At 64.9% G+C, this 22,943-nt stretch carries 2 protein-coding genes; both read left to right on the top strand.

Annotation, left to right across the window (positions count from 1 at the left end; translation table 11 throughout):
• Nucleotides 1–117: 117 nt before the first annotated feature.
• A complete protein-coding gene (locus ADADO0_RS03800; protein ID WP_511303757.1) occupies nt 118–20,409 on the top strand; it encodes a hypothetical protein in 20,292 nt (6,763 codons plus the stop codon).
• 157 nt (nt 20,410–20,566) lie between these two features.
• A complete protein-coding gene (gene cas3, locus ADADO0_RS03795) occupies nt 20,567–22,903 on the top strand; it encodes a CRISPR-associated helicase Cas3' (protein ID WP_511303756.1) in 2,337 nt (778 codons plus the stop codon).
• Nucleotides 22,904–22,943: the final 40 nt, after the last annotated feature.

The following is a 22,943-nucleotide window of genomic DNA, read 5'->3' as shown; positions in this document are numbered from 1 at the left end:
TTGGTTAGGGCAGGGGCGATGAGATCAAAGGGGCCGTTTTTGGCCGCTACCGCGCTTCCGGAGCGTCTCCGGGGGCAGCGCAGGCGTGTCAGCGCCCTGTTGAGCAGCTGCGCTACCGTGGCTTTGATGATGGCGCCGGTGATCGTCACCCTGGGCGTCACCTTGCCCAATCGGGTGCGTGCGCAGACCGTGTCACTGCCCAGCACCAGCGGCGGCATTGTGCTGCAAAGCTATGCCGGGTATTCCAGCTTCCTCATTACCCCACTGACGGCGATCTCCGGCCCCACCACGGCGGTCTCCGGCAACAATTCCCATATCTGGACCCTGACAAATTCCGGCACCGTGACGGGTGTCTCCGGTCACGGCATCAGCTTCGCCGCTGGCGGCCAGATCGAGAATTCGGGCTCCGCCTCCGCCATTTTTGGCGACGACCGGGGCATCGACATCGCCGGGGCGCTGGGCACCGTCACCAATGACGGAAGCATCAACGGCGGATACGGGGTGTTCCTCGGGGCCGGCGGCACCATCACCAATTCAGTCTCGGGCCGGATCAGCGCCAGCGTTGCCGATGCGGTCGTGATCGATGGCGGCCCGGGCACGGTTCAGAATTCCGGCACCATCATCGGCCTGATGGACGGGGTCCGCCTGCTGGCCGGCGGTTCGGTCGTCAACACCCTTACCGGCGTGATCCAGGGCTATTGCAACGGCGTTTCGGTGATGGGCGGCGCCGGCGCGGTCAGCAATTCCGGCGTCATCGGGGGAAGCTGCACCACCGCATACGGCGTCCATCTCTATGACGGCGGCGAGGTCACAAACCTCGGCACCGCCTCCCTGATAACCGGCACGAGGGGCGGCGTCCTTTTCACGGCTGAACCCGGCACGGTGGTGAACGAAGGTTCCATCATGGGAACCGCCGACGCCTTTGCCGGTGTCTTCCTGGGCGACGGCGGCAGCGTGTCGAACGTCGGGCCGGCATCGCTGATCTCCGGTGAGACCTACGGCGTCACCGTCTTCGGCGCGGCGGCCACCATCACCAATGCCGGACGGATCGTCGCGACCGGCACCGACGGCGTCGGCGTCGCGTTCGACGTTGGCGCCTATGACAACACGCTGACCAATTCCGGGACCATCATCGGCACCGGCGGCACGGCTGTGCAGTTCGGGGCCGGCAATGACCTCCTGACACTGCAAGCCGGCGCTACCTTCACCGGTGTGGTGGACGGCAGCGGGGGAAACAATACCCTCGCTTTCGATGGCACTGGCGGGAGCTTTACCGGGCTCGGCGGTGCGGACTTCGTCAATTTCGGTGGGGTGAGCGTCAACAGCGGCGCGGAGTGGACATTCACGGGCGGCAACACCGTCGCGTCAGGGGTGACCCTGACCAATTCCGGCACGCTGGCGAACAGCGGCACGTTCACCAACGACGGGCTTCTGACCACGTCAGCCGGCGTACTCACCAGTTCCGGAACCATGACCAATTCCGGCAGCATCGACGGCACGGTGACGCTGACGGGAACAGGCATCCTGAACAATCTGCTCTCCGGCGCGATCACCGGCGGCGACGTTGGCGTGTACGGGGCGGGCGGCAGCAATCCGACCATAACCAACCTCGGTTCGATCAACGGCGCCAACACGCGCGGCATCTACCTACGCAATGGCGGCCTCATCACCAACGGCGGAACGGCGAACGCGACGGCCCGGATCAACGGCGGCCAGGACGGCATATTCATCGCCGGCAGCACGGCGACGATCACCAATTACGGCAGCATCACCGGCAACGACCACGGCATCCAGTTCCGCGATATCAGCGGCAGCGTTACCAACGCGAGCACCGGCATCATCACTAGCGCCATGGGGGTCTATTTCGCTTATGCCCCCGGGACGATCACCAATGCCGGGACCATCATAGGCACCAACGGCCCCGGTGTTTACGTCTATGCCGGCGGGGGAAGCTTCACCAACGAAGCCACCGGAACGATTTCCGGCACCGGTGGCGGTGTTAATTTCGGCGGTGGCGGCGAAGTCACCTTCACCAACGATGGCGAGATTTCCAGCACGGGCGGCGGCTGGGCCGTCACCGTCAGCCAGGGGACCATGGTCAACCGCGGCACCATTCAGGCGAGTGGCACGGCGGTCGGCGGCTTCCAGTTCGGCTCTGGGACGCTCACCAACTATAACTTCATCGACGGCGGGAACGGTGCCGGCGTTCGTGTCAACAACTCCGGCGCAAACCTGATCAATCAGGCGGCAGGCACCATCACCAGCACGACGCTGGGCGTGATGATATTCGGCGGGACGCTGTCGAATTTCGGCATGGTCCAGGCCACCGGCACCGCCGGCGTGGGGGGCTATTTCTACGCCGCCGATGCGGTCAATAATTTTGGCACGGCTTCCCGGATTGAGGGAGCGCTGAGCGGCCTCCAGCTCCGGAACGCCGGCTCCCTGCTGCACAATGAAGGCACCATCATCGGCACCACCGGTTACGGTGTTGACCAGAACACCAACGGCGCCATCGAGAACTTCGGCACGGCTTCGCTGATCAGCGGCGGCCTCGGAGGCATCCTGATTGCCCAAGGCACCTTCACCGGCGGTCCGATGGCGGTGCAGATCACCAATGCCGGCACCGTCATGGCCACCGATGCGGGGGGCGTTGGCATCAGGACGCTCGACGGCCTTGGGACTATCGATAACACCGGGATGATCCAGGGCGGCACGGCCGGGACCGGCATCCACATGGGCGCCGGCGGTTCCGTGCGCAATCTGGGCACCGCCTCGCTTGTCTACGGAGGGCTGCGCGGCATTTATGCCGCGGGCGCCCCTGGCACGATCACCAACTACGGCAGCATCGGCGGCGGCACGGGCAGTGGCATCGTGCTCACCGCCGGCGGTTTGGTGATCAACAGGGGGGCGGGTTCGCGGATTTCCGGCGCTGTCGGGCTCAACATCGGCGGCGGGCTTGGGACGCTCAGCAACGAGGGTACGATCAGCGCCACCGGCGCCTACCCGGCTGCGGCTGTTTCCCTGGGAAGCGGCGGCAATGTTACCAATACCGGCACGGCCAGCCTGATATCGGGCAGCAACGTCGGTGTTGCCGTCGGTGGCGTTGGCGGCACACTCGTCAATCACGGCAGCATAGCCGGTAGCCTATGGGGCGTCTTCTTCAAGTCCGGCGGCGCGGTTGCTCAGGTCACGAATGACGGAACCGTCAGCTCTTCGGCGGGCACCGGCCTGTACTTGCAAAGCGCGGGGACGGCCACCAATTCCGGACTGATTGCGGGCGGCAGTAAAGGCGCCTACATTTTAAATGGATACGGCAGCGGTGGTCTGCTGACGAATTCCGGAACCATCCGGTCCACCGGCACGGACACTACGTCTAACGCCGGCGTGGTGTTCAATGTTATTGGCTTCACCAACACGCTGGTGAATAGTGGCGCCATTATCGGCGACAGCGGTATCGCGGTTCAATTCAAGCGTACCAGCGACGATACGGTCCGCCTGCTGCCGGGCGGGTTCTTCACGGGGGTGGTCGACGCCGGGGATGGCACGGACCTGCTGGAGTTCGCCGGAACCACCGCCGCCACCTTCTCCGGGCTAAACAACACCAATTTCACCGGCTTCGAGCAGATCAGCGTCGCGGCCGGCGCGAACTGGACCTTTACCGGAGCCAATTCCGTCACCTCCGGTCAAGTGATGACCAATAGCGGTCAGATGTCCGCCGGCGGCACATTCACCAATTCCGGTTCGTTCCAGAATTCCGGCACGCTGGGGATCACCGGCCGCTTTCTCGATGCCGGCACGCTGACGAATTCCGGCAGCATCTCGGGCTCGGTGACGCTGACCGGTGCGGGCCTGTTTTCCAACTCCGGCACCCATACCGCCGTCGGCACGGCAGTGCAGGGCGCTGCGGGTGCGACCGGCGCCAGCGTGTTCAACTCCCGCCTGATCTCAGGCTTGTATGGCGTCTATCTGAAGGCGGCCGGCCTGATCACGAACAGCGGCACCGCGGCGGTGATTAGCGGGACGCGCTACGGTGTCTACGTGTCTGCCGGCGCCGGGACCGTGATCAACAGCGGCTCCATTTATGGCAACATAGGCATCGGGTTGAGTGCCGGCGGCACGATAACGAACCAAGGCACCATATCCGGGACGCAATACGGCATCTCCGTCAACAATATCGCTGGAACAGTAAACAACGCTGGCACCATCATCGGCAACAACGGCACTGCGGTGCGGTTCGGCGCTGGAGACGACCTTCTGGCGCTTCAGCCGGGCGCGGTCTTCACCGGCGTGGTGGACGGCGCCAGCGGCACCAATACGCTGGAACTCTCCGGTTCCGGCGGCAGCCTCACGGGGCTCGGAACGAGCTTCCTGGCGTTCCAGCAAGTGACCATCGCCAACGGCGCCGCGTGGACCCTCACCGGCAGCAATGACGCCACCGCCAGCACGATAACCACTGCCGGCACGCTCACCAACGCCGGCACGCTATCTGGCAACGTCGTACTCTCCAGCACCGGCCAGTTCGCGAACCTGGCGGGCGCGACGCTTACCGGCACGGGCAACCTAGTCTCCGCTGACAATAATCAGACCATCACCAACGCCGGCACAATCACCGGAACCGACACCACCAGCATCGGCATCTTCCTCAACTCCGCAGGCTCCATCCTCAACACCGGCACGGGCGCTCGGATTTCGGGCGGCATCGGCGTCTACACGAAATATAGCGCCGCCATCGTGAGCAACGAGGGCACGATCATCGGCTTGCAGGAAGCCGGCGTGCAGCTCAAGCAGGGCGGCACGCTCACGAATTTAGGTCAGGCGAGCTATATCTCCGGTACCCAGGTCGGGGTGTCTCTCACCGGCGGCTATGGCGTGACCGTCATCACCAATGACGGCACCATCACGCAGAGCGGGACTGCCACCCCGGGCGCGGGTGTTTTCACACTTTATGGCGCCACGATAACCAACACCAACACTGCCGCGCGCATCTCCGGTGCGAAGTACGGCGTCTATTCGACCAATGTTCTCGACCCGGCACAAACTGCGACGTCCATAACCAATGCGGGCACCATCGGTGGCGGCGTGAGAGGCATCGTGCTGGTGAACGCCGGCAATGGCACGATCGTCAACCAAGGCACGACGTCCCACATCTACGGCACCGCGAAATATGGCATATCCGTCGATAGTGCCAACGCGGTCGCGATCACCAATGAAGGCACCATCTCCGGCGGCCTGATCGGCATCACGTTCGCCGATAATTTCGGCACCGCCAACAACACGATCACCAATTCCGGTGCCATTATCGGCAGCGGCGGCACGGCGGTGCAATTCGGCGCCGGCGCCGACCTGCTAACGCTGCTGGACGGTGCCTCCTTCACAGGCACGGTGGACGGCGGGGCCGGCAGCAACACCCTGGCGTTCTCCGGCAACGGCACCTTCACCGGCCTCGGCGGCGCGAGTTTCATCAATTTCGCGCAGGCCAGCATCGACAGCGGCGCTGAATGGACTTTCGGCGGCGACAGCACCATCGGCTCGGGCACCACCCTGACCAATTCCGGCACACTGGCGAACATTGGCTCGTTCACCAATGACGGGCTGCTTGCGACCTCTGCCGGCGTGCTTACCAGTTCCGGGACGATGACCAATTCCGGCAGCATCGACGGCACGGTGACGCTGACGGGAACCGGCGTCCTGAACAATCTGCTCTCCGGCGCGATCACCGGCGGCGACGTTGGCGTGTACGGCGCCGTCGGCAGCACGCCGACCATAACCAACCTCGGTTCGATCAACGGCGCCAACACGCGCGGCATCTACCTGCGCAATGGCGGCCTCATCACCAACGGCGGAACGGCGAACGCGACGGCCCGGATCAACGGCGGCCAGGACGGCATATTCATCGCCGGCAGCACGGCGACGATCACCAATTACGGCAGCATCACCGGCAACGACCACGGCATCCAGTTCCGCGATATCAGCGGCAGCGTTACCAACGCGAGCACCGGCATCATCACTAGCGCCATGGGGGTCTATTTCGCTTATGCCCCCGGGACGATCACCAATGCCGGGACCATCATAGGCACCAACGGCCCCGGTGTTTACGTCTATGCCGGCGGGGGAAGCTTCACCAACGAAGCCACCGGAACGATTTCCGGCACCGGTGGCGGTGTTAATTTCGGCGGTGGCGGCGAAGTCACCTTCACCAACGATGGCGAGATTTCCAGCACGGGCGGCGGCTGGGCCGTCACCGTCAGCCAGGGGACCATGGTCAACCGCGGCACCATTCAGGCGAGTGGCACGGCGGTCGGCGGCTTCCAGTTCGGCTCTGGGACGCTCACCAACTATAACTTCATCGACGGCGGGAACGGTGCCGGCGTTCGTGTCAACAACTCCGGCGCAAACCTGATCAATCAGGCGGCAGGCACCATCACCAGCACGACGCTGGGCGTGATGATATTCGGCGGGACGCTGTCGAATTTCGGCATGGTCCAGGCCACCGGCACCGCCGGCGTGGGGGGCTATTTCTACGCCGCCGATGCGGTCAATAATTTTGGCACGGCTTCCCGGATTGAGGGAGCGCTGAGCGGCCTCCAGCTCCGGAACGCCGGCTCCCTGCTGCACAATGAAGGCACCATCATCGGCACCACCGGTTACGGTGTTGACCAGAACACCAACGGCGCCATCGAGAACTTCGGCACGGCTTCGCTGATCAGCGGCGGCCTCGGAGGCATCCTGATTGCCCAAGGCACCTTCACCAGCGGTCCGATGGCGGTGCAGATCACCAATGCCGGTACCGTCATGGCCACCGATGGCGTGGGCATCAAGACGCTCGACGGTCTGGGAACTATCGACAACACCGGCACGATCCAGGGCGCCGGCAGCACCGGAGTCGGCGTCTACCTGGGCGCCGGAGGGTCGGTCAGCAATCTGGGGACCGCCGCGCTTATTTCCGGCGACCAATACGGCATCTCCGCCACGGGCGCGGCCGGCACGGTTACCAACCAAGGCAGCATCGGCGGCGGCGCGCACGGCATCTTCCTCGCGGCTGGCGGCAGCGTCACCAATGGCGGCACCGCCAGCGCCACTGCCCTGATCAATGGCGGCCAGGACGGCATATTCGTCGCCGGCAGCGCGGCAACGATCACCAATTACGGCAGCATCACGGGCACGAACCACGGCCTCAATTTCCGCTATGTCGGCGGCAGCGTCACCAATGCGAGCACGGGCACCCTCAGCGGCGGCATCGGCGTCTATTTCTACAAGGCCCCCGGCACGCTCACCAATGCCGGGACCATCACCGGCACGAGCGGGGCCGGGGTTTACGTCTATGCAGGGGGAGGAAGCCTCACCAACACCAATACTGGGGTGATTTCCGGCGCCATGGGCGGCGTCAATTTCGGCGGGAGCTTTACCGGCGACGTCACCTTCACCAATGACGGCCAGATCTCCGCCACAGGCGGCTGGGGCGTTAACGTGAACCAGGGGTTGATGGTCAACCGCGGTACCATTCGGGCGGATGGCACCGCGGCCAATGGCGGCTTCCAGTTTGGCTCGGGCACGCTCACCAACAGCGGGCTCATCGACGGTGCCGACGGCCCCGGCGTCCGCTCGAACAATCTCGACGTCCATCTCATCAACCAAGCGTCCGGGACCATCACCAGCACGACGCAGGGCGTGATGATGTGGGGCGGCACGCTGAGCAATCATGGCGCCATTATCGGCACCGGCACGTCTGGCGTGGGGGGCTATTTCGATGCCACCGACGTGGTCAACAATTTCGGCACCGCTGCGCTGATTTCGGGTGCTGCGAGCGGACTGCAGCTCAGGTTCGCCGGCTCCCTGTTGCACAATGAAGGCACCATCATCGGCACCACCGCCTATGGTGTCGACCAGAACACCAACGGCACCATCGAGAACATCGGAACCGCCTCGCTCATCAGCGGCGGCCTTGCCGGCATCGTGATTTCCAACGGCACCTCCACCACCGCGCCGATGGAGGTGTTCATCACCAATGCCGGCACGATCGTGGCCACCGGCACCAGCGGCATCGGCATCAAGACGCTCGACGGCCTGGGCACCATCGACAACACCGGTACGATCCAGGCGACGCTGGGGACCGGCATCTATCTCGGTGCCGGTGGCTTCATCCGCAACCTGGGCACCACCGCGCTCATCTCCGGGTACGATCGCGGCATCTATTCAAAGGGCGCCGCCGCCACCGTCACCAACGAAGGCAGCATCGGCGGCGGGACCAGCTACGGCATTCTGCTTAGCGCGGGCGGGACAGTTACCAATTCCAGCTCGGGCCGGATCACGTCCACCCTTTGGGACGCCGTCGGCATCGACGGTGCCGCAGGCTACGTGAGCAATTCCGGCACCATCATCGGCCAGTCCGATGGCGTTCGCCTGATGGCGGGCGGCACGGTCACCAATTATGCGGGCGGTCTGATCCAGGGCTATTGCAACGGCGTTTCGGTGCTGGGCGGTGGCGCGGTCACAAATTCCGGCTCCATCCGGGGGACCTGCGGAAGCTCGGTCGGTGTCTATCTCTCAGACGGCGGCTCGGTCACCAATTCCGGCACCGGCTCGGAGGTTTCCGGCGCCATTGCCGGCGTCATCATCTCCACCGCGAACGGCACCGTGACCAACGAGGGTGCCATCACGAGCACCTATATCGGCGTCTCCCTCAAGGCGGGCGGCCGCGTTCAGAATGACGGGTCGGCGGCGCTGATTTCCGGCGGGCTGATGGGCATTTATGTGGTCGATGGGGCGGCCACGATCACCAATGCCGGGACGATCACCTCCGATGGCGTCGGCATCCTTTTCGATGTCGGTACCTACAGCAACACGCTGACCAATTCCGGCACCATCATCGGCAACAGCGGCGCGGCGGTGTTGTTCGGTGCCGGCGACGACCTCCTGACGCTACAACCCGGCGCGATATTCGTCGGCATCGTGGACGGCGGGGCAGGAACAAATACCCTCGCCTTCGAGGGCACGGGCGGCAGCTTCACGGGCCTCGGCGCCGACTTCTTTGAATTCGGCCTCGTGAACGTCAACAGCGGCGCGGAGTGGACATTCACGGGCGGCAACACCGTCGCATCAGGGGTGACCCTGACCAATTCCGGCACGCTGGCGAACACCGGCAGCTTCACCAATGACGGGCTTCTGAGCACCTCTTCCGGCGTGCTCACCAGCTCCGGAACCATGACCAATTCCGGCAGCATCGACGGCACCGTGACGCTGACGGGAACCGGCATCCTGAACAATCTCCTTTCCGGCGTGATCACTGGCGCCGATGTCGGTGTGTACGGCGCCGCCGGCAGCAGCCCGACCATCAGCAATCTCGGCACGATCAGCGGCGTCAGCACGCGCGGCATCTACCTGAGCAACGGCGGCATCATCACCAACGGCGGCACCGCGAACGCGACCGCCCTGATCAACGGCGGCCAGGACGGCATCTTCATCGCTGGCAGCGCCGCCACGATCACCAATTACGCCAGCATCACCGGCACGGACCACGGCATCCACGTCCGCTATGTCGGCGCCAGCGTCACCAATGCGAGCACGGGCACCATCAGCAGCGCGATGGGCGTCTATGTCTATCGCGCGCCCGGCACGATCACCAATGCCGGGACCATCATCGGCACGAGCGGGCCCGGCGTTTACGTCTACGCCGGCGGGGGAAGCTTCACCAACGAAGCCACCGGAACAATTTCCGGCACCAGTGGCGGCGTGAATTTCGGCGGCGGATTTTCGGGTGACGTGACCTTCACCAACGATGGCCAGATTTCCAGCACGGGCCTTGGCTGGACCGCCAACGTCAGCCAGGGAGCCATGGTCAACCGCGGCACCATTCAGGCGAGTGGCACGGCAGCAGGCGGCTTCCAGTTCAGCTCCGGGACGCTCACCAACAGCGGGCTTGTCGACGGTGGGAATGGTGTCGGCGTCCGCTCCAACAATTCCGACGCCCACCTCATCAACCAGGCCGCTGGCACGATCACCGGCACGACGCTGGGCGTGATGATGTGGGGCGGCACGCTGGGCAATTTAGGCACCGTCCAGGCCACCGGCACCGCCGGCGTGGGGGGCTATTTCGACAGCACCGATGTGGTGAACAACTTCGGCACCGCGTCCTTGATCTCGGGCACGGTGGACGGGCTGCAGCTCCGGTCCGCCGGCTCCCTGCTGCACAATGAAGGCTCGATCATTGGCACCGAGGGGATCGGTGTCGACCAGAACACCAACGGCGCCATCGAGAACTTCGGCACGGCTTCGCTAATCAGCGGCCGCCTCGCCGGCATCGTGATCGCCCAAGGCACCTTCACCGGCGGTCCGATGGCGGTGCTGATCACCAATGCCGGCACCATCATGGCCACCGGCACGTTGGGCGTCGGCATCAAGACCCTCGACGGCCTTGGAACCATCGACAACACCGGCACGATCCAGGGCGGCACGGCGGGAACCGGCATCTATCTGGGCGCCGGCGGTTCTGTCCGCAATCTGGGGTCCGCGGCGCTCATCAGCGGCGCCTACGGCATCTATTTCGCAGGCACGACCTCGAACGGCGGCACCGTCACCAACGAAGGCAGCATCATCGGCACCGCCCGTGCCGCCCTCTCCATGTATGCCGACGGCAGCGTCACGAACCGCGCGTCCGGAATCATCCAGGGCGCGGAAAGCGGAATCAGCATTTCCGGCGCCGGCACGGTCGCCAATTACGGCCTGATCAGCGGCCTGTCCCAGTACGGCGTCTCCATCGGCTCCGGCACCATCACCAATGCGGCCACCGGCGTGATCAGCGGGGCCGTCGGCATCTTCACCGTCACCGGCGGGGTCACCAATTCCGGCACCATCACCGGCACGGGCACCGCCGGCACCGGCATCAATGTCACCAACGACGCGCGCGTCACCAACACCGGCACTGGCCTGATCACCGGCGTGCTGGCCGGCGTGAACATGTTCGCCGGCACTGTGGTGAACGAGGCCGCCATCAGCGGCACCGGCGCAGCCGGCATGGGCATCTATGCCAGCAGTCTTGTGCAGGTGACGAACCAGGGCACGTCGGCCGTGATCTCCGGCGTCGTCGCAGGCGTCTATCTCCAGGCCGGCGGCATGGTGAGCAACCAGGGCACGATCGCCGGCACCGGCACGGCTGGCATCGGCGTGCAGTTCACCGGCACGTTCGGAAATACCCTGATCAATAGCGGAGCCATCAGCGGCGCGAGCGGCACGGCGGTGCAGTTCGGCGCGGGCGACGATCTGCTGCAGATCCTGGCGGGCGCCTCCTTCGATGGCGTTGCGGACGGCGGAGCCGGTTCCAACACGCTGGAGTTCGTCTCCGGCACCGGCACAATCACTGGCTTCACCAATTTCGCCAATGTCGCGGTGGATTCCGGCGCGGACTGGACCCTGGCGGCGACCGGAAGCACGGTGACGCTCACCAACGCCGGCATATTCAGGAACAGCGGCACGCTGACCAATACCGTCACCTTTATCAACAGCGGGACCTTCGTCACCTCAGGCATCTTCACCGAGGAGGGCGCGCTGACCAATAGCGGCAGCATCTCCGGCACGGTGATGCTGAGCGGTGCGGGCCAGATCACCAACCAGGCGGGCGGGCGTATCACGGCCGCCGACGTCGGCATTTCCCAGGCCATCGGCGCCACCGGCACCATCCTCAATGCCGGCACCATCATCGGAACCTCCACTGCCGGCATCCTTCTATCGGGGGCCGGCACGGTCACGAACCAAGGCACGGCATCGCGGATCGACGGCGGTTTCTACGGCATCAACAGTCTGAATGCCGCCAGCACGATCCAGAATGAAGGGACCATCGGCGGGTCGGCCTCCATTGGCATCCGTCTCGACGCCGGTGGCAGCATCTCCAACCAGGGCACCGCTTCAAGGATCGCAGGCGTCGACTACGGCGTCATCACGTTCAATATCCCGGGTAGCGTGACCAATGCGGGCACCATCGCTGGCGGCACTGCCGTCTACCTGGCCGCAGGCGGAAGCCTGACCAATTCCGGCGCCGCCTCCCGCCTGTCGGGCACCACCAACGGTGTCTTGGTCCTCAGCGGTGTGGGCGTGGTGGACAATGCCGGCACAATAGCCGGTGGTGCGGCGGGCGTGCGTTTCCTCGACGATGGCGGCACCTTCAACAACACGGTCATCAACAGCGGCACGATCAGCGGCACGACCTTCGCGGTGCAGTTCGGCGCCGGTGCCGATCTGCTGCAGCTGTCGTCCGGCTTCGCATTCGGCGGCGCTGTGGACGGCGGAGCGGGGGTCGACACGCTGGATCTGCTCTCCGGTAGCGGCGCCTCGGCGGGCTTCAGCAATTTCGAGGTGCTGATCGTCCACGCCGGCGCCAGCTGGACGCTGAGCGGCACGGACTCTGTCGAGACCATCACCAATGCCGGCACGCTGATCAATCTCGGCACGCTCGCCAACCTCGACACCATCGTCAACGACGGCACGCTGCAGAACAGCGGGACGATCCTGACGACGGTGACGCTCTCCGCCGGCGGGGTCCTGGACAACCAGACCGCTGGGCTCGTGGCTGGGCCGGACGACGGCGTGGTTGGCACGGGCATCGCCGCCCGCACGCTAAGCAATGCCGGCACCATCATCGGCACCCTGGGTCGGGGCATCTACTTCTCGTCCGGCGGCAGCATCACCAATTCCGGCAGCGCCTCTGTGATCTCCGGGGGCACCCAAGGCATCCTGATCGCAGGCGCCGCCGGAGCGGTGAGCAATGACGGCTCCATCTCCGCCACCAGCGTCGCCGGCACCGGCGTGTCGCTCCTGGCGGGCGGCAGCGTCGACAACACCGCCTCGGGGAGGATCGAAGGCGGCGGAGTGGGCATCGCCATCGCCGGCGCCACGGGGACTGTGACCAATTCCGGCTCCATTGCCGGCCCGTCCAGCTATGCGGTTTCCCTTTCGGCCGGCGGCGACGTCATGAACACTGCCTCGGGCCGCATCTCGGGCTATGGCGGCGTGGCGATCCAGGGCGGCGGCACTTTGACCAATGCCGGCACCATCGTCGCCACCGGACTTTACGCCGTGAGCCTTGTCTCGGCGGGCGGCAGTATCTTCAATCAGGGTACCGCCTCATCCATCACCGGCGGCACCTGGATCAGCGGCGGCGCCGGCAGCCTGACCAACGAGGGCAGCATTCGCGCCGTGGGCTTCCCATCAAGCGTCGGCGTCATTCTCGTCGCGGGCGGCAGCGTGACGAACCAGGGCACGGCCTCCTACATCTACGGCAGCCTCAACGGCGCGCAGATCGCCGGCACCGGCATCGTGACCAATGCCGGCAGCATCCGTGGCAACACCGATAGCGGCGTCCAATTGCGCGGCGGCGGACAGGTCACCAACGCGAGTTCCGGCCTGATCTCCGGTGCCCTCCAGGGGGTCTATTTCCGCGGCGGCGCGGGCACGCTGACCAACAGCGGCACAGTCACGGGTGCGGCAGGCCTCCTCGTGTCGGATACGTTCGGCACCTTCAACACGACGCTCATCAATAGCGGCACCATTGCCGGTACTGGTACCGCCGGCATGGCGGTGCAGTTCGGGGGCGGCGACGACCTGCTGCAGGTTCTTTCTGGCGCGGTTTTCACGGGCCGTGTCGATGGCGGTGGCGGCACCGATACGCTGGAATTCCTCTCCGGCACGGGTACGCTGAACTTCACCGCCTTCACCACTGTGACGGTTGCAAGCGGCGCCGCCTGGACCAGCACCGGCGTGTCCGATGCCTCCACCCTGACCAACGCCGGCACCTTCACAAACAGCGGTACGCTGACGGTCAGCGGGGGGCTGAGCAGCAGCGGCACGCTCGCCAATGCCGGCACCATCGCTGGAATGGTCACGATCCTCGGCGGCGTGATGGACAATCAGGCCGGTGCCTCCATCATCGGCACGACCGGTGTGCTCACTGACGTCGCGGGCCTGGCCATCACCAACGCCGGCACCGTCACCGGCACCGCCGACTTCGGCATTCGGATGAATGCCGGCGGCAGCGTGATGAACATCGGTGCCAACGCGCTGGTCGCGGGCGCCACGGCGGGCGTCCACACGAAGGGTGGCGCCAGCACCGTCACCAACGAAGGCACAATTGCCGGTACCGGTACCGGCATCGGCGTCTTGTTCGCCGACACCGCCGGTACCTTCAACAACACAATCATCAACAGCGGCACCATCGCCGGCGGCGGCGGCACGGCGATCCAGTTCGCCGCCGGCGATGATCTCCTGACCCTGAAGGCGGGTTCGGTGCTCACCGGCTTGGCCGATGGCGGCGCCGGCAGCAACACTTTGGCACTCGCGGCGGGTGTCGGCACCGGCAGTCTGAGCGGCCTCGGGTCCAGCCTTCTTGGCTTCCAGACCGTAACGCTCGCCAGCGACGCCGATTGGGCCTTCACGGGGACGAACCAGCTGGCACCGGGCGGCACCCTGACCAATGCCGGCACGCTGACCAACACCGGGACACTGGTGACGAGCGCAGGCACGCTCTCCAACACAGGCCTGCTGACCAATAGCGGCAGCATCGCCGGCACGGTCTCGGTGAGCGGCAGCGGTGTGGTGGACAACCAACTTGTCGGCAGTATAACCGGCGCCGCCTTCGGTATCATCAGCAGCGGGACGACGCTCGCCAACGCCGGCAGCATCATCGCCAGCGACGCTGCTGGCGTGGGCGTGCTGATGTCTTCGTCCGCGAGCGTGACGAATGCCGACAGTGCATCGCTGATCCAGGGCGGCCAGACCGGGCTTTCGATTACCGGCATCGGCTCGGTGGTCAACGCCGGCACCATTGCCGGTGTGCTGGCCTATGGCGTTGCGCTCGCCATGGGCGGGAATGTCGCCAACACCGGAGCGACTTCGGTCATCCGGGGTGGCGACACAGGCGTTTCCTTCGGCGGGACGGGCACGCTCACCAATGCCGGGACCATTGCCGGCCTCTCCGGCTCGGGCGTGGCGCTGGCAGCGGGCGGCGATGTCTCCAATTCCGGTCTCCTGACGGGGGCCATAGCCGGCGTGAGCGTCGCGGGCGGGTCGGTGCTGATCATCAATCATGGTGTTATCGAAGGCACCGGTACGGCGGGCGTCGGTGTGCTGTTCACGGGCGGCTCGGGCACCATCGATAATTTCGGCACCATCTCCGGTGCGAGCGGCACGGCGGTGAAGTTTGCGGGCGGCACCAACCGGCTGATCCTGGAGAGCGGTAGCGCGTTGATCGGCGCGGCGGACGGTTCCCTGGGCGTGAACACACTGGTGGTCGAGGGCAGCGCCTCGCTGATCGGCGTCAACGCCGTCGGCTTCCAATATGTGGGCTTCCTCAACGCCACCCAGGCGATCGATGCAAACTCCACCATCACCAATGCGGTGGTGATCGCGGGAACGCTGACCAACCACGGCACGCTGAACGGCGTCGTGACTGTCGACACGGGCGCGACGCTTGCGACCGATGGCAGGGTCTCGGTGGATGGTGCCTCGGTGAACAGCGGCCTGATCTCGAACGCCGGTACCTTGTCGATCGCCAGCACCCTGACCAACGCCGGCACGCTCACCAACAGCGCCTTGCTCACCAACACCGGGCTTTTGCTGAACACCGGTACGCTCACCAACAGTGGAACGCTGGTGACGAGCGCAGGCACGCTCTCCAACACAGGCCTGCTGACCAATAGCGGCAGCATCGCCGGCACGGTCTCGGTGAGCGGCAGCGGCGTGGTGGACAACCAACTTGGCGGCAGCATAACCGGCACCGCCTTCGGCCTCGTCAGCAGCGGGACGACGCTCGCCAACGCCGGCAGCATCATCGCCAGCGACGCGGCGGGCGTCGGTGTGCTGATGTCTTCGTCCGCGAGCGTGACGAATGCCGGGAGTGCATCGCTGATCCAAGGTGGCGACACCGGCCTTTCGATCACCGGCGCGGGGACGGTACTCAACGAAGGCATGATAACGGGCCTAGCGGGCCCGGGCGTTGCGCTGGCATCAGCTGGCAGCTTCACCAATAGCGGCAGCAATTCCTTCGTTCAGGGTGGCCAGACCGGCGTCTCCATCGGCGGCCTAGGCACGCTCATCAACGCCGGCACGATCGCCGGTTTACTGGGCTTCGGCGCTGCTCTCGCCATGGGTGGGAGTGTCTCCAACAGCGCGGCGACTTCGCTCATCCAGGGAGGCGAGACGGGCGTTTCCTTGGGCGGTGCAGGCACGCTCACCAATGCCGGCACCATCACGGGCCTCTCGGGTTCCGGCGTGGCGCTGGGGGCGGGTGGCAGCATCTCCAACTCCGGTCTGCTGACCGGGGGGGCGGCGGGCGTGAGTGTCGCGGATGGAGCGGCACTGATCACCAATCATGGCGTCATCGAAGGCACGGGAACGGCGGGCATCGGCATGCTGTTTACCGGCGGCTCAGGCACCATCGATAATTTCGGCACCATCTCCGGTGCCGGCGGCACGGCGGTGAAGTTTGCCGGCGGTACCAACCGGCTGATCCTGGAGAGCGGCAGCGCCTTGATCGGCTCGGCGGATGGTTCGCTTGGCGTGAACACGCTGGTGGTCGAGGGCAATGCGAGCTTGATAGGCGTGACGGCCATCGGCTTCCAGTATGTGGGCTTCCTAAACGCCACCCAGGCGATCGATGCCAACTCGACCATCACCAACGCGACGGTCATCGCCGGAACCCTGACCAACTATGGCACGCTGAACGGCGCGATCACGGTCGAGATGGGCGCTACGCTTCTTACCGACGGCATCGTGTCGGTGGATGCAGCTTCGCTGAACAGTGGCCTGGTCTCGAATGCCGGCACGTTGAGCATCGCCAGCACCCTGACGAATGCCGGCACCCTCACCAACAGTGCACTGGTCACCAACACCGGGCTTCTGCAGAACAACGGCACGCTGACCAACAGTGGCACGCTGGTGAGCGATGGTGGCACGCTCTCCAACGCGGGCCTTCTGACCAACAGCGGCACCATCTCCGGCACGGTCACCGTGAGCGGCAGTGGCGTGGTGCAGAACCAGCTTGGCGGTCGCATCGCAGGTATCGCCTCTGGCATCGTCAGCAGCGGCACGACGCTCTCCAATGCCGGCAGCATCATCGCCAGCGATGGGGCAGGCATCGGCGTACTGATGTCCTCGGCGGCAAGCGTGACCAACGCCGGCAATGCATCGCTGATCATGGGTGAGCTGACCGGCGTTTCGATCGTCGGCACGAGCGCGATGGTCAACGAAGGCACCATCACAGGCCTCGCGGGCACCGGTGTCGCATCGGCATCGACTGGCAGCTTCACCAACAGCGGCAGCGCGTCGTTCGTCCAGGGTGGCCAGACCGGCGTTTCCATCGGCGGGTTGGGTACGATCATCAACGCCGGCACCATCGCCGGCGTGATGGCCTACGGCGTCGCGCTCGCCATGGGCGGCAATGTCTCCAACAGCGGAACCACTTCGGTCATCCAGGGTGGAGGCACCGGCGTGTCCTTAGGCGGAACCGGTACCCTCAGCAACGCGGGAACCATCGCCGGCCTCTCCGGCTCCGGCGTGGCGCTGGCGGCCGGCGGTCTCGTCACCAACACCGGGCTCATCACCGGCGCCCTGGCCGGAGTGAGCGTGAGCGGCGGCACCGCGCTGATCACCAACCACGGTGTGATCGAAGGCACGGGCGGGTCCGGTGTCGGCATTCTGTTCTCCGGCGATGCGACGGGCACCATCGACAATTTCGGCACCATCTCTGGTGCCGGCGGCACAGCGTTGAAGTTCGCTGGCGGCACCAACCTGCTGGTGCTCGAGGGCGGCAGCCTGCTCAGCGGTATCGCTGATGGTTCGCTCGGCGTTAACACACTATTTGTGCACAACAGTGCGCAGCTGGACAGCGCGCAGATCGTCGGCTTCCAATATGTCGGGTTCCTGGACGCGAACCAGACCCTCGACGCGGGCACGACCATCACCAATCTGGTCGTCTTCAGCGGCACGCTCACGAACCTCGGCACGGTCAACGGCAGGCTGACGGTGGATGCGGGGGCGACGTTGTCAAACGGCGGCTTGGTTTCGGTCGATAACACGTCGACCAATAGCGGTTTGATTACCACCAGCGGTTCGCTCACCAACAACAGCAGTTGGACCAACAACGGTACGATCAGCAACGCCGGCACCTTCACAAACCTCGCGTTGCTCACCAACAACGGCGCACTCAGCAATTCCGGCGACCTGTCGAACCTGGGGACGATCAGCGGGCCGGGGTCGTTCTCCAACACCGGCAGCTTCACCAACAGCGGCGTGGTGATCGGTGCCTTCAACGGCGTCAGCGGCTCCGGCACCATCCAGAACAGCGGCACCATCGTCGGCACCGGCGACACGGGCGTTAATCTCGGCGCGGGCGGGCAACTCACCAACACGAGCACCGGTTTCATAGAAGGCGGCATCTACGGCGTGCAGATCGGCGTGGGCGCGCGCGTCTTCAACGCGGGCACAATTCTCGACGATGCCATCGCCGGTGCGGCACTCGCCAGCGCCGCGACGCTCGTCAACGACAGCACCGGAACGGTGGGCGGCGTCATCGGCGTGTTGTTCAACGGCACCGGCGCCAGCGTGACCAATCGCGGCACGATCTTTGGCAGCGCCGGCGTGGCGGTGCAGTTCGGTGCCGGCGTCAACACGCTGACCCTCGACACTGGCTCGGTCCTGCAAGGCGGGATCGACGGCGGAGCGGGCGCGGGCCAGATCTTCCTGACCGGCACCAACACAATGGCGAACACCATCGCCAATTTCGGCACTGGAAGCGCGCTCAGCGTCGCAGACGGCGCTACCTGGGCCGCATCCGGCAACTGGACCATCGCTTCGGTGAGCAATTCCGGGACGCTCCAGCCCGGCACGCCGGGAAGCGCCTTGAATTTGGCTGGGAATTTCATCCAGGCGGCGGGTGGCACCTTGCAGGTGGTGACGAACCCAGCCGGCCAAAACTCGCAGTTGCTGGTGACGGGAAGCGCCACGCTGAACGGCGGCACGGTTTCCGTCCTCGCGGGAAGCGGAAGCTATCAGCCGTCCACTGTGTTCACGCTCCTGACCGCCGCATCCGTGACGGGCCAGTTCGCGGATGTGGTTTCCGATCTCGCGTTCCTCACGCCGTCGCTGAGCTATGACGGCCAGCATGCCTATCTGACGCTGTCTACGGGCGAGCAGCCGGTGCGCTTCTCCAGCGTGGCGGTGACGCAGAACCAGTTCAATACCGCCAACGCGGTCCAGGCCGGCGGGGCTGGCTCTGCTTTGTATCAAGCGGTGGTCGGCTTAAATGCGCCGGGTGCGCGCCTCGCCTTCACCATGCTCTCCGGAGAGGCCTACGCCAGCGCCAGCACGGCGATGCTGGACGACAGCCGTATCGTGCCGCAGGCCATGTTCAATCGCCTGCGCCAGCAATCCTATGGCGAAACCGGCGGCGCCATCGCTGCGCTGGGCACCGGTGGCCAAATGACCGTCGTGCCGGGCAGCGCCCTTGGCTACACCGACACCGGCTCGACGATGGCGACCCCGCGCGCGGCGGCCAACATTCCTGCGGGACAGGCCATGATGCCGGACGGTGCGGCTTCCCGCATTACCGCGTGGGGGCAGGCGTTCGGGAGCTGGGGTGAACTGAGCGGCAACAGCAACGCCGCCTCCGTGAGCCACGACCGCTCCGGCTTCATGACCGGCCTTGACGCGAAGGTGGGGGAGGACTGGCGCTTCGGGCTAGCCGGCGGATACACCACGACAGACCTTGCCATCAGTGATCGCGCAAGCTCCGCCCAGATCGGTACCTTCAGCCTGGGGCTTTATGGCAGCCGCTCATTCGGCGCGCTCAACCTGCGGTTCGGCGGCGCCTACAGCTGGAGCGACGTGGACATGAACCGCTCGGTTGTCTTCCCCGGCTTCCAGAATCAGCTCAGCTCCAGCTACGACGCAGGCACCGCGCAGGTGTTCGGCGAACTGGGCTATGGCATGAACTGGAATGCCATCGCGCTCGAACCGTTCGTCGGCCTCTCCTACGTCCAGCTCAACACCGGCAGCGTGAATGAGGCCGGTGGAACGTCCGCGCTTCATGTCGAGGGGGCGAGCGACGCGATCACCTACACCACGCTTGGCCTTCGCCTCGGCACCACCTGGTCGCTGGACAACAATGTCACGATCATGCCCCGCATGATGGTGGGCTGGCAGCATGCGTTCGGCGACATCAATCCCACTGCCAATCTCTCCTTCCTCTCCACGGGGGTGGGTTTTTCGGTGACAGGTGCGCCTCTGGCCGCCGATGCAGCGCTGGTCGAAGTGGGCTTCGACTGGCTGATGGGCCGGAATGTGAAGCTGGGTGTCTCCTACCAGGGCACGTTGTCCGGCAACGTGCAGGACAACGCCGTAACCGGAAGCTTCACCTGGGCGTTCTGATGAGCAGTATGGGTGCAGGATCGGGTGAGAGAGATTTTATCGCGAAATTATACAATCTAGGGTTGATTAATTTTAGATTTGGTTGCAATGAAAGGGGGAAAAATCGGAGCGGGCCGCATGAACCAAGCTTCCAATGCTCCGGAGACAGAGGGTGGAAATGGTGAACGATATTTATGCTCATTCGCTTTTCGGAGAGCCTTACGAGCGTTGGGAGGCCTACGCCCGGCACGCAGAGAATGTGGCGAAACGCGCTGCCGATAATGCCGGCGCGTTTGGATTTGCGGAACTGGCCCGGCTCTCCGGGCTTCTGCATGACCTCGGAAAACTGTCACCCGAGTTTCAGGCCTATATCCGCCAGAAATGCGCAAGCGGTGGAGATCATTCTTCCGCCGGTGCCCGTCTCGCACAGGACATCTATGGTGCCGGCGGATTGGTCGGGAGTGCGCTTGCCGCCATCATCGCAGGTCACCACGCCGGTTTAGCGGACGGTGTCTGTCTGCGGGGGAGAATGGAGCGCGCGAAGGGCCTCGTACCGCCCGATTGGCGCACGGCGACAGGCCCGTTGCCGGAACAGGCTGTGCTTTCGCCGACGGTTCCCTTCGATGTGCGCAAGGGACCTGCGGGCTTTGCCGTCTCCTTCCTGATCCGCATGCTTTTTTCGTGCCTGGTAGATGCAGATTTCATCGCAACCGAAGAGTTTTATGCCCAGGCCAAAGGGCAGAAATTGGAACGGGGCGGGCATACGCCTTTGCCGGTTCTTCTGGAGCGGCTGCGCAATCACATGGCCGATCTTGCAGCTGCCGCGCCCGCGAGCGATCTGAACACATGGCGCGGGGATATTCTGCGCCATGCGACTGAAAAATCTGCGCTCACACCAGGGTTGTTTACCCTCACGGTTCCCACCGGCGGCGGCAAGACACTGGCTTCGCTAGCATTTGCTCTTGAGCATGCCGCCCGGCACAAGCTCGACCGCATCATCTACGTTATTCCTTACACCTCGATCATTGAACAGACGGCCTCCGTCTTCCGCCGCGCTCTCGGCAGCAAGAACGACATCCTGGAGCACCACGCCAGCTTCGATTGGGAGGCCGCGCGCCGCTCAAGAAAGGCGGATGACGAAGCGCCGGAGGCCATCGCCAAGCTCGAGCGTGCGGCGGAGAATTGGGACGCGCCGATCATCGTCACCACGGCGGTGCAGTTCTTCGAGAGCCTGTTCGCCAACCGCACCTCGCAGTGTCGCAAGCCGCACAATATCGCCAGGAGCGTGGTCATTCTGGATGAGGTGCAGACGTTGCCCGTCAAGTTGCTGCTGCCGTCCATGGCGGCGGTGGAGGAACTCAGCCGCAACTATTCCACCAGTGTCGTCCTGTGCACGGCGACCCAGCCGGCGCTGCGCAAAATCGACGGCGCCATCCGCGACAAGCAGAAGGCGCCCATGGGGTTCGACATCGACGACACGCGCGAACTCGCCCCCGATCCGAAAGGCCTGTACGAGAAATTGAAGCGGGTGCGCGTCGAGCGGCGTGCGGACAAGGTCCCGGACGCGGAGATCGCAGAGCGGTTCGCCGCGCAGCCTCAGATGCTGTGCATCGTCAACACGCGCCGGCATGCCCAGGAACTGTTCTCGGTGATCCGCCATCTGCCGGGGGCCGCGCATCTCTCCACCTATATGTGCCCCCGCCACCGCCGGCTCGTCCTCGAGGACCTGCGCACCAAACTCCGCGACAAGCAGCCAGTCCGCTTGGTGGCCACCTCACTTATCGAAGCCGGCGTAGACATCGATTTTCCCGAGGTTTGGCGCGCCGCCACAGGCGCGGATAGCATCGCGCAGGCGGCGGGGAGGGCCAATCGGGAAGGGCGCCTGAAGGACGAAATGGGTCGGCCTAAATTGGGTCGTGTCGTGGTTTTCGAGCCCTCCGAGCATGCGCCTCGCCACGACATGCGCATCCGCTGGCAGGCCTCGCAGGAGCCGTTTCGCCGGCACGAGGATGTGCTCGGTCTTGATGCCATGACGCTCTATTTCCAAGAACTCTATTGGCAGAAGGCGGGTGATGATCCTTCCGCTGCCTTGGACGCCGTCGAGATTCCGGATGAGCAGCGCGGTATCCTTCCGACCATCGCCGGTCGCGGCAGCACATTCGACTTTCCCTTTGCCAAGATCGCTGCCGCGTTCCGGATGATCGACGAGACGATGGAGCCGGTGATCGTGCCGTGGCAGGCGGCTCCCGGTGATATGGACGCCGAGAACCTGCTGGCGCGGATCGCACATGCGGAAAAGCCCGCGCGCGACGACATGCGGCGTCTTCAGCAATATGTGGTGCAGATCCCCAAGAAGGCGCGAGACGAGTGGCTTGCGCGCGGTGCGCTTGTCCCCGTGAGGCCATCGCTTGGTGATGCGCTTCTGCGCTTTCCGGACCTGTCGCATTACCGTTCGGAAACGGGCGTCGATCTTACGCAAAGCACGTACCGGGAAGCAGAGAGCAATATGTTCTAAATGCTTTCAATCTCCGATTGCGAATCGCATTTGCGCTAAC

The sequence above is a fragment of the Aquabacter sp. genome (genome assembly GCF_965279295.1).
In the GTDB taxonomy this organism is placed as follows: domain Bacteria; phylum Pseudomonadota; class Alphaproteobacteria; order Rhizobiales; family Xanthobacteraceae; genus Aquabacter.
Note: the sequence above shows the minus strand (reverse complement) of the source record. Positions and strands in the feature narration are given on the sequence as shown.

What these genes read in the sequence shown, in the direction of transcription:
- cas3 (WP_511303756.1), top strand. Translation starts at nt 20,567, where the DNA reads ATGGTGAACGATATTTATGCTCATTCGCTTTTCGGAGAGCCTTACGAG.